Annotated in this window: 1 protein-coding gene; it reads right to left on the bottom strand. The window is 72.1% G+C overall.

Going from position 1 to position 4,036, the window contains the following annotated elements; all coding sequences use genetic code 11:
• On the bottom strand, positions 1 to 3,946 hold a 3,946-nt coding region (locus AB0L71_RS32595; RefSeq protein WP_365250340.1), incomplete at its 3' end, for an acyltransferase domain-containing protein.
• Between the last annotated feature and the right edge of the window lie 90 nt (positions 3,947 to 4,036).

The raw sequence follows: 4,036 nt of genomic DNA on the forward strand, positions 1-4,036 counted from the left end.
CAAGGTGACGCGCCCCGTGCTCGGCCGTCAGATGGCGTGCCACATGGGCGCCCAGTGTGCCGGACGCGCCCGTGACCACCACCGTGCCCTCGGGGGACGGCGGGGTCGGCAGGGTCAGGACGACCTTGCCGATCTGCCGTGCCTGGCTGAGGAACCGGAACGCCTCGGGGGCCCGTCGGATGTCCCAGGCCGTCGAGGGGAGCGGGCCGAGCACGCCGCTGTCGAACAGTTCCCGCAGCTCTTCCAGCATCTCCTTGACCCGGTCGGGCCCGGCGTCCAGCACGTCGAACGCCTGGTAGTGGACGCCCGGATGAGCGCGCTCGACCTCGGCGGCGTCGCGGATGTCGGTCTTGCCCATCTCGATGAACCGGCCGCCGGGCGCGAGCAGGCGCAACGAGGCATCCACGTACTCCTGGGCGAGCGAGTTGAGCACGATGTCCACGCCCTGTCCGTCGGACGCGTCACGGAAGCGCTCCTCGAAGTCCAGGTCGCGCGAGGAGGCGATCCGCTCGTCGGGCAGCCCCTGGGTGCGCAGCGTGCGCCACTTGCCGGGGCTTGCCGTGGCGTACACCTTCAGTCCCCAGTGCTCGGCAAGTTGGAGCGTGGCCAGGCCGACGCCACCGGTCGCGCTGTGCAACAGCAGGGATTCTCCGCGGCGCACCCGGGCCAGGTCCTTCAGTCCGTAGTACGCGGTGAGGTACACCACCGGGATGCCGGCCGCCTGCGCGAAGGTCCAGCCGAGCGGCATCCGGGTGAGCACTCTCTGGTCGGCGACAGTGACCGGGCCCACGCCCTCGGGCAGCAGCCCCATCACACGGTCGCCCGGACAAATTCCGGTGACGCCGCGGCCCGTCTCCAGGACGATGCCGGAGCCTTCGCCGGCGGGCGGCCGGGAGTCGTCGGCCACCATGCCGAGGGCGATCAGGACGTCCCGGAAGTTGATACCGGCCGCGCGGACCTCGACCCTGACCTCTCCCTCCGCCAGCGGCCGTGTCGCCTCGACCGCGGGCGCCAGCCATAGTCCGTCGGGCGAGCCGGTGCCCTTGTTGGCGAGCCGCCAGTGGAGGTCGTCCGAGGGCACCGCGAGTAACTGACCAGTGGCCGCCCTGCTCAGTCGAGGGACGAGGAACTTGCCTTGTCGTACGGCGAGTTGTGGCTCGCCGCTGTCCAGGGCCGCATGCAGGGCGGCCGCATCCAGAGGTTCACCGTCGAGGTCGATCAGCAGGAACCGCTCGGGGTTCTCGGACTGCGCCGAGCGCAGCAGCCCCCAGAGGGACGCTCCGGCCAGGTGGCGTACATGGTCGCCGGGCCCGGTGGACACGGCGTTGCGGGTGGCCACCACCAGGGTGGTGCCGACGAGGCGCGCGTCCTCCAGCCAGCCCTGGAGCAGGCCGAGGAACCGGGGCACGATGGTCTGTGCCGTATCGGCGGGCCCTTCCTCGGTGGTGATGTCGGTGTCCGTGCCGTTTGCCGCGGGAACGGCGGTGACCAGCAGGGCGCGGGGCGCGGGGACTGCGGCATCGAGGGTGTCCTGGAGGGCGGCGAGGCTCGCGTGGACGGTGATCAACTCCTCGTCGGACCTGAGCAGTCCGGCGCTGTGGCCTCCGAGGAGCGCGAGTGATCCCGGTGCGGAGCCGGTGGACGTGGGCAGTTGGGCGGCGACCCACTCGGGACGCAGCAGGCCGTCGTCGCCCGCGGTGCGGGTCGAGGAGGCCAGCTCCGCGAGGTCTGCCGGGCGCACGGTGAGGGTGTCGACGGCGGCGACCGGGGCGCCGGTCGCGTCGGCCGCCCGGAGCATGACCGTGTCCTCGCCGGTCCTGGTCAGCCGAACGCGCAGCAGCGACGCCCCCGCCGCGTACAGCCGTGCTCCGCTCCAGCTGAAGGGGAGGCGGGCCTGCCAGGAGGTGTCCGATCCCTCGGGCGGCACCCCGTCCAGGACGAGGGCGTGCAGGGCGGCGTCGAGGAGCGCCGGGTGCAGCCCGAACCGCTCGCCTTCACCCCGGACGTTCTCCGGCAGCCGTACCTCCACGTAGATGTCGTCGCCGTCGTGCCAGGCCGACTGGAGGCCCTGGAAGACGGGTCCATAGACGTAGCCGTGGCCGGCGAGGCGTTCGTACACGTCGTTCAGCGGGTACGGCCGGGCATTCGGCGGCGGCCAGGCCGCCAGGCCGAACCCTGCGCCGCGCCCGGCGGCGCCCGGTACCAGGGCGCCGGTGGCGTGCCGGGTCCAGCCCTCAGAGCCCACTGACTCGTCGCGGTGCTCGCGCGAGTGGATATGGACGGCGCGGACTCCGGCGTCGTCGGCCGGTGCGACGGCAACCTGGAGGTTGTACGGGACACCGGCCGCGAGGACCAGCGGCGCCTCCAGGGTGAGGTCTTCCAGTTCGCCGGAGCCGACGTGCCGGCCGGCGTGCAGAGCCATTTCGAGGAGCGCGGTGCCGGGGAGCAGCACGGTGTCGAGTACCGCGTGATCGGTGAGCCAGGGGTGGGTGGCCGTCGAGATGCGGCCGGTGAACAGTACTCCGGAGCCGGACGCCACCTCCACGGCGGCGCTCAGAAGCGGGTGGTCCACGGTGTGCTGCCCCAGACCGGAGGCCTCGCTGATAGTGGTTTCGGGCTCCAGCCAGTAGCGCCTTCGCTGGAACGCGTAAGTAGGCAGGTCGAGTTGACGGTGCGGTGTCCCGCTTCCGGACAGTGCGCCGGACCAGTCGGCCGGGCCGCCGGCGGTCCACACGGTGGCCAGCGAGGTCAGGAACCGGTGTGCGGTGCCCTGGTCCCGGCGGAGGGTGCCGGTTGCGGTGGCGGCAGTACCGGTGGACTCGATGATGTCCTGCAGACCGACCGTGAGTACCGGGTGCGGGCTGGCCTCGATGAACCGGGTGTGGCCGTCGTCGATGAGACGCCGCACAGTCTCGTCGAAGCGCACCGGCTGCCGCAGGTTGCGGTACCAGTAGTCCACGTCGAGCGTGGCCGTATCCACCGGCTCCGCCTCCACCGCCGAATAGAAGGCGATCGGGGCGGACCTGGGCGTGGTCCCGGCGATCTGCTCGACGAGCGTCTCGCGCAGCGCCTCGACGTGCGGATGGTGCGAGGCGTAGCTCACGGGGATGCGGCGCGCCCGGATGTCCCGCTCGGAGCAGTACACGAGGAGTTCGTCCAGGGCGGCTGCGGCGCCGGAGACCACGGTCGCGCCGGGCCCGTTGACGGCAGCGATCTGGATATCGCCGTGCCAGGGGCCGATCAGGGCCTCGGTGGCGTCGGCGGCCAGAGGTACGGAGACCATGCCGCCGGTGCCTTCGAGCACGGTGATCGCCTTGCTGCGCAGCGCGGCGATCCGTGCGGCGTCGGCGAGGTCGAGCCCGCCCGCGATGTACGCGGCGGCGATCTCGCCCTGGCTGTGCCCGAGGACGGCATCCGGCTGGACACCATGGGCCTGCCACAGCCGTGCGAGCGAGGTCATGACCGCGAAGAGGGCGGGTTGGACGACGTCGACACGGTCGAGGTCTGGTGCTCCGGGTGCCTGGGTGACGAGGTCGCGCAGGCTCCAGTCGGTGTACGGCGCGAGGGCGTCGGCGCAGGCGTCGATGTGGTTGCGGAAGGGGGCGGATGTGGAGTAGAGCGAGGTGGCCATGGCGGGCCACTGCGAGCCCTGCCCCGGAAAGACGAAGACGGTCCGGCCGCCCTTGGCCGTGGCAGTGCCGGTCACCACTGCGGTGGTCTCGTGACCCTCGGCGAGGGCGTCGAGCCCGGCCCGGAGGGTGTCCCGGTCCTCACCGAGGACGACGGCGCGGTGCTCGAGCGCGGCACGGTTCTTCGCCAGCGCGTACGCGACATCGCGGGGGTCCGCGCTCGCGTCATCGGCCTCGGTCCGTGCCAGGAACGTGCGGAGGCGGTCGGCCTGTTCGCGCAGGGCGGTCCCCTCGGCGGCGGTAAGAATCCAGGGCATGGTGGGTGTGGACTCCGCGGGCTCGGGAGCCGCGGTTCCTGTGTCGGTCTGGGCTGTTTCGGGGGCCTGCTCGATGATCACGTGGGCGTT

This window comes from Streptomyces sp. NPDC052052 (assembly GCF_040680455.1).
Classification (GTDB): domain Bacteria; phylum Actinomycetota; class Actinomycetes; order Streptomycetales; family Streptomycetaceae; genus Streptomyces.